Origin of the sequence: Curtobacterium sp. MCBA15_005, from assembly GCF_001864855.1 — a bacterium.
GTDB classification, from domain to species: domain Bacteria; phylum Actinomycetota; class Actinomycetes; order Actinomycetales; family Microbacteriaceae; genus Curtobacterium; species Curtobacterium flaccumfaciens.
The window spans coordinates 1-200 of the sequence record NZ_MJGL01000058.1 but is presented as its reverse complement, the minus strand read 5'-3'; positions in this window follow the sequence as shown (position 1 = coordinate 200).

Genomic DNA, 200 nt, shown 5'->3' with positions numbered 1-200 from the left:
CCTCGAGCAGGCCGCGACCGCTCGCGCGCAGCGCGCCCAGGCCGAGGCCGAAGCGGCCGCCGAGCCGGAGCAGGGCTCCGCGTTCGGCAACGCGGCCACGGCCTCCGGCCAGGCCGCGGCGAGCAACCGCGCCGAGCGTCGCCAGGCGGCCAAGAAGAACTAGCGTCCGCGCGCGAGCGCATCGTGAGCAGGAATGGTCG